At 51.5% G+C, this 6,269-nt stretch carries 1 protein-coding gene, 2 tRNA genes and 3 rRNA genes; all 6 read right to left on the bottom strand.

From position 1 onward, the window contains the following. Positions 1–159: 159 nt before the first annotated feature. Entirely contained in the window at positions 160–456 is a 297-nt protein-coding gene (locus AKG09_RS11370) for a helix-hairpin-helix domain-containing protein (RefSeq protein WP_054619543.1), read from the bottom strand. A 293-nt stretch (positions 457–749) separates the two neighbouring features. Next, positions 750–862, bottom strand: a 5S ribosomal RNA gene (gene rrf, locus AKG09_RS11365). Positions 863–1,015: 153 nt separating this feature from the next. Then, positions 1,016–3,902, bottom strand: a 23S ribosomal RNA gene (locus AKG09_RS11360). Positions 3,903–4,226: 324 nt separating this feature from the next. Further along, positions 4,227–4,302, bottom strand: a tRNA-Ala gene (locus AKG09_RS11355). 23 nt (positions 4,303–4,325) lie between these two features. Beyond that, positions 4,326–4,402: transfer RNA gene (locus AKG09_RS11350), tRNA-Ile, on the bottom strand. A gap of 98 nt (positions 4,403–4,500) precedes the next feature. Next, a 16S ribosomal RNA gene (locus tag AKG09_RS11345) occupies positions 4,501–6,041 on the bottom strand. Together the 16S, 23S and 5S rRNA genes with 2 tRNA genes alongside form the textbook arrangement of a ribosomal RNA operon. Positions 6,042–6,269 lie beyond the last annotated feature (228 nt).

Genomic DNA, 6,269 nt, shown 5'->3' with positions numbered 1-6,269 from the left:
AGCCTGTCTGAACCGCTTCCTACTTACCTAACGGCAGCGATGCTTATCCCATACCCTTCAGTACATACAGCAAAGGCCCGATTACGGGCCTTTGCTCATCTGTTTTGTCTGTTTTTCCTGCTGTTTCACCGTTTCAAGCAGCGATACGGTCACCCGCCCCTACTTGGCTTTGGGCTGCAGCGGTTTGGCCGCTTTGGCCTTCGCCCCGTCCGATACCGTCGCCTCTTCCTTCAGTTTGTTGAAGATGCCGTCCCCGATACCCTTCACCTTCTTCAGCTCCTCCACACTTTTAAAGTTGCCGTTGGCCTGACGGTATGCCACAATCGCCGCCGCCTTCGCCGGGCCGATGCCCGGCAGCGCCTTCAATTCCTCCGCCGTCGCCGTATTGATATTCACCGCTGCCAGCGACCACGCACACGACAACGCCGCCAACAAACCCAACATCAGTTTTTTCATGTGTTTTCCATCCTTATATGATTCAGCCGGTTTCCCGAATGTGTTTGGTCAATATACCGTACATAACGAGCCAACGCCCTTTATGAACAGCCATCATAACCAAACCGCCCCGAGCTTACAAGTCGTTTTCTTGGTTATTATCAGTTTTACAACAGTATATCCGTCAACCGCTACCGCCATATGCCCGCTACCACGGCCAGCCGGCCCCACTGCGGCCAGCCCCTCATCAAGAAACACACCGCACATAAAGCGAATCCCCGATATCAGATCGATATCGGGGACTCCGTATGGGTGTCTGGCAGTGACCTACTTTCACATGGGTATCCACACTATCATCGGCGCTGGGTCGTTTCACGGTCCTGTTCGGGATGGGAAGGCGTGGGGCCAACCCGCTATGGCCGCCAGACTTAAACTGTGCAAATCGGTAAAGCCGTTATGGAAAGTCACTTCCACTTATTTATTCTTTAATCAACTGTGATGTGTATCATCTTCAAGACTGATGTAAGCTTTAATATCCGGAGCCTCAGCACCCTCTTCGGTGCAAAGTCCTTCAAATGATAGAGTCAAGCCTCACGAGCAATTAGTATCGGTTAGCTGCACGCATTACTGCGCTTCCACACCCGACCTATCAACGTCCTGGTCTCGAACGACTCTTCAGGAGGGTCAAGCCCTCAGGGAAGTCTCATCTTCAGGCGAGTTTCGCGCTTAGATGCTTTCAGCGCTTATCTCTTCCGAACTTAGCTACCCGGCGATGCGACTGGCGTCACAACCGGTACACCAGAGGTTCGTCCACTCCGGTCCTCTCGTACTAGGAGCAGCCCCCGTCAAACTTCCAACGCCCACTGCAGATAGGGACCAAACTGTCTCACGACGTTTTAAACCCAGCTCACGTACCACTTTAAATGGCGAACAGCCATACCCTTGGGACCGACTACAGCCCCAGGATGTGATGAGCCGACATCGAGGTGCCAAACTCCGCCGTCGATATGAACTCTTGGGCGGAATCAGCCTGTTATCCCCGGAGTACCTTTTATCCGTTGAGCGATGGCCCTTCCATACAGAACCACCGGATCACTATGTCCTGCTTTCGCACCTGCTCGACTTGTCGGTCTCGCAGTTAAGCTACCTTTTGCCATTGCACTATCAGTCCGATTTCCGACCGGACCTAGGTAACCTTCGAACTCCTCCGTTACTCTTTGGGAGGAGACCGCCCCAGTCAAACTGCCTACCATGCACGGTCCCCGATCCGGATCACGGACCTGGGTTAGAACCTCAAAGACACCAGGGTGGTATTTCAAGGACGGCTCCACAGAAACTGGCGTCTCTGCTTCTAAGCCTCCCACCTATCCTACACAAGTGCCTTCAAAGTCCAATGCAAAGCTACAGTAAAGGTTCACGGGGTCTTTCCGTCTAGCAGCGGGGAGATTGCATCTTCACAACCATTTCAACTTCGCTGAGTCTCGGGAGGAGACAGTGTGGCCATCGTTACGCCATTCGTGCGGGTCGGAACTTACCCGACAAGGAATTTCGCTACCTTAGGACCGTTATAGTTACGGCCGCCGTTTACTGGGGCTTCGATCCGATGCTCTCACATCTTCAATTAACCTTCCAGCACCGGGCAGGCGTCACACCCTATACGTCCACTTTCGTGTTTGCAGAGTGCTGTGTTTTTAATAAACAGTCGCAGCCACCGATTCTCTGCGACCCTCCAAAGCTTATGCAGCAAGTGCTTCACCTCAGAGGGCATACCTTCTCCCGAAGTTACGGTATCAATTTGCCGAGTTCCTTCTCCCGAGTTCTCTCAAGCGCCTTAGAATTCTCATCCTGCCCACCTGTGTCGGTTTGCGGTACGGTTCGATTCAAACTGAAGCTTAGTGGCTTTTCCTGGAAGCGTGGTATCGGTTACTTCTTGTCCGTAGACAATCGTCATCACTTCTCGGTGTTTAAAAGACCCGGATTTGCCTAAGTCTTCCACCTACCGGCTTAAACAAGCTATTCCAACAGCTTGCTAACCTAACCTTCTCCGTCCCCACATCGCATTTGAATCAAGTACGGGAATATTAACCCGTTTCCCATCGACTACGCATTTCTGCCTCGCCTTAGGGGCCGACTCACCCTACGCCGATGAACGTTGCGTAGGAAACCTTGGGCTTTCGGCGAGCGGGCTTTTCACCCGCTTTATCGCTACTCATGTCAACATTCGCACTTCTGATACCTCCAGCAACCTTCTCAAGTCACCTTCATCAGCCTACAGAACGCTCCCCTACCATGCACTAGGTGCATCCGCAGCTTCGGTTACAGATTTGAGCCCCGTTACATCTTCCGCGCAGGACGACTCGACCAGTGAGCTATTACGCTTTCTTTAAATGATGGCTGCTTCTAAGCCAACATCCTGGCTGTCTGGGCCTTCCCACTTCGTTTACCACTTAATCTGTCATTTGGGACCTTAGCTGGCGGTCTGGGTTGTTTCCCTTTTGACAACGGACGTTAGCACCCGCTGTCTGTCTCCCATGATTGCACTTTCCGGTATTCTTAGTTTGCCATGGGTTGGTAAGTCGCAATGACCCCCTAGCCATAACAGTGCTTTACCCCCGGAAGTGATACATGAGGCACTACCTAAATAGTTTTCGGGGAGAACCAGCTATCTCCGAGTTTGTTTAGCCTTTCACCCCTATCCACAGCTCATCCCCGCATTTTGCAACATGCGTGGGTTCGGACCTCCAGTACCTGTTACGGCACCTTCATCCTGGCCATGGATAGATCACTCGGTTTCGGGTCTACACCCAGCAACTATGCGCCCTATTAAGACTCGGTTTCCCTACGCCTCCCCTATCCGGTTAAGCTCGCTACTGAATGTAAGTCGTTGACCCATTATACAAAAGGTACGCAGTCACCCCACAAAGAGGCTCCCACTGTTTGTATGCATCAGGTTTCAGGTTCTATTTCACTCCCCTCCCGGGGTTCTTTTCGCCTTTCCCTCACGGTACTGGTTCACTATCGGTCGATGATGAGTATTTAGCCTTGGAGGATGGTCCCCCCATGTTCAGACAGGATTCCACGTGTCCCGCCCTACTTGTCGTATACCTAGTACCACTGTTGAAATTTCGAATACGGGGCTATCACCCACTATGGCCAAGCTTCCCAGCTTGTTCTTCTATCTCAACAGCTATCATATACAGGCTCCTCCGCGTTCGCTCGCCACTACTTACGGAATCTCGGTTGATTTCTTTTCCTCCGGGTACTTAGATGGTTCAGTTCTCCGGGTTCGCTTCGCTTGCCCTATGTATTCAGACAAGGATACCGTACAGAATACGGTGGGTTTCCCCATTCGGACATCACCGGATCAAAGCTCTTTTGCCAGCTCCCCGATGCTTTTCGCAGGCTTACACGTCCTTCGTCGCCTATCATCGCCAAGGCATCCACCTGATGCACTTATTCACTTGACTCTATCATTTGAAGAACCTCTTGACTTCGCTGTTCCGGCGTTGACTACCTTCCCAACTTAAAGCCTCTACTTTGATAAAGCTTACTGCTTGTTGTGTATTTGTCTGTGCCTTTTGTGTTCACAAACAAATCGATACAATCATCACCCAAATTTCTGTTAACCAGCTTCATGCTGGTTAGCTTCGTTTGTTTGTTGATTTCGGCTTTCCAATTTGTTAAAGATCAATGCGTTTGTTTATCCGCTCGCGGTTAAACTTCGCAAATTAAAATGAGCTGCGCATTCTAGCAGCTTACTTTAATTTGTAAAGTCCTTTATTAAAGTTTTTTGGTGGAGGCAAACGGGATCGAACCGATGACCCCCTGCTTGCAAAGCAGGTGCTCTACCAACTGAGCTATGCCCCCAATCTGCGTATTGCTTGTTTGAGTGGTGGGTCTGGGAGGACTTGAACCTCCGACCCCACGCTTATCAAGCGTGTGCTCTAACCAGCTGAGCTACAAACCCAGGTCTCTTTCCGCAATCTTTCAATCGCTTCTCTTTAATAAATACCGCTTCTACAGTTTACCGATAAGTGTGAGTGCGACAAACCCCTTCTTCTCTAGAAAGGAGGTGATCCAGCCGCAGGTTCCCCTACGGCTACCTTGTTACGACTTCACCCCAGTCATGAAGCATACCGTGGTAAGCGGGCTCCTTGCGGTTACCCTACCTACTTCTGGTATCCCCCACTCCCATGGTGTGACGGGCGGTGTGTACAAGACCCGGGAACGTATTCACCGCAGTATGCTGACCTGCGATTACTAGCGATTCCGACTTCATGCACTCGAGTTGCAGAGTGCAATCCGGACTACGATCGGTTTTGTGGGATTGGCTCCACCTCGCGGCTTGGCTACCCTCTGTACCGACCATTGTATGACGTGTGAAGCCCTGGTCATAAGGGCCATGAGGACTTGACGTCATCCCCACCTTCCTCCGGTTTGTCACCGGCAGTCTCATTAGAGTGCCCAACTAAATGATGGCAACTAATGACAAGGGTTGCGCTCGTTGCGGGACTTAACCCAACATCTCACGACACGAGCTGACGACAGCCATGCAGCACCTGTGTTACGGCTCCCGAAGGCACAACTCCGTCTCTGGAGTCTTCCGTACATGTCAAGACCAGGTAAGGTTCTTCGCGTTGCATCGAATTAATCCACATCATCCACCGCTTGTGCGGGTCCCCGTCAATTCCTTTGAGTTTTAATCTTGCGACCGTACTCCCCAGGCGGTCAATTTCACGCGTTAGCTACGCTACTAAGGCATCAAGTGCCCCAACAGCTAATTGACATCGTTTAGGGCGTGGACTACCAGGGTATCTAATCCTGTTTGCTACCCACGCTTTCGAGCATGAACGTCAGTATTATCCCAGGGGGCTGCCTTCGCCATCGGTATTCCTCCACATCTCTACGCATTTCACTGCTACACGTGGAATTCTACCCCCCTCTGACATACTCTAGTCACCCAGTTCAGAACGCAGTTCCCAGGTTGAGCCCGGGGATTTCACATCCTGCTTAAGTAACCGTCTGCGCTCGCTTTACGCCCAGTAATTCCGATTAACGCTCGCACCCTACGTATTACCGCGGCTGCTGGCACGTAGTTAGCCGGTGCTTATTCTTCAGGTACCGTCATTACCCCGGGGTATTAACCCAAAGCTTTTCTTCCCTGACAAAAGTCCTTTACAACCCGAAGGCCTTCTTCAGACACGCGGCATGGCTGGATCAGGGTTCCCCCCATTGTCCAAAATTCCCCACTGCTGCCTCCCGTAGGAGTCTGGGCCGTGTCTCAGTCCCAGTGTGGCGGATCATCCTCTCAGACCCGCTACTGATCGTCGCCTTGGTAGGCCCTTACCCCACCAACTAGCTAATCAGACATCGGCCGCTCGAATAGCGCGAGGTCCGAAGAGCCCCCGCTTTCCTTCGCAAAGCGTATGCGGTATTAGCCATCCTTTCGGACAGTTATCCCCCACTACTCGGTACGTTCCGATGCATTACTCACCCGTTCGCCACTCGCCACCAAAAGAGCAAGCTCTTCCGTGCTGCCGTTCGACTTGCATGTGTAAAGCATGCCGCCAGCGTTCAATCTGAGCCAGGATCAAACTCTTATGTTCAATCTCTAACTTAACAACTTCTGGTCTGCTTCAAAGAAACCGACAAGATATCTTGTCTGTCTTTCAAACAGTGTGGGGCTCGCCGCACCCACACTTATCGGTAATCTGTATTGTTAAAGAGCGCGAACCAATCAAAACAGCTTGTGCTATAATAACCAGTTCGTGAATCACTGCAGCAGCAGCGAAGAAACCGAACTATACCCAACAACCCAACCAGCGTCAACACCC

It is taken from the genome of Neisseria sp. 83E34 (genome assembly GCF_001308015.1).
In the GTDB taxonomy this organism is placed as follows: domain Bacteria; phylum Pseudomonadota; class Gammaproteobacteria; order Burkholderiales; family Neisseriaceae; genus Neisseria.
This window is presented reverse-complemented; position numbering and strand designations above follow the sequence as displayed.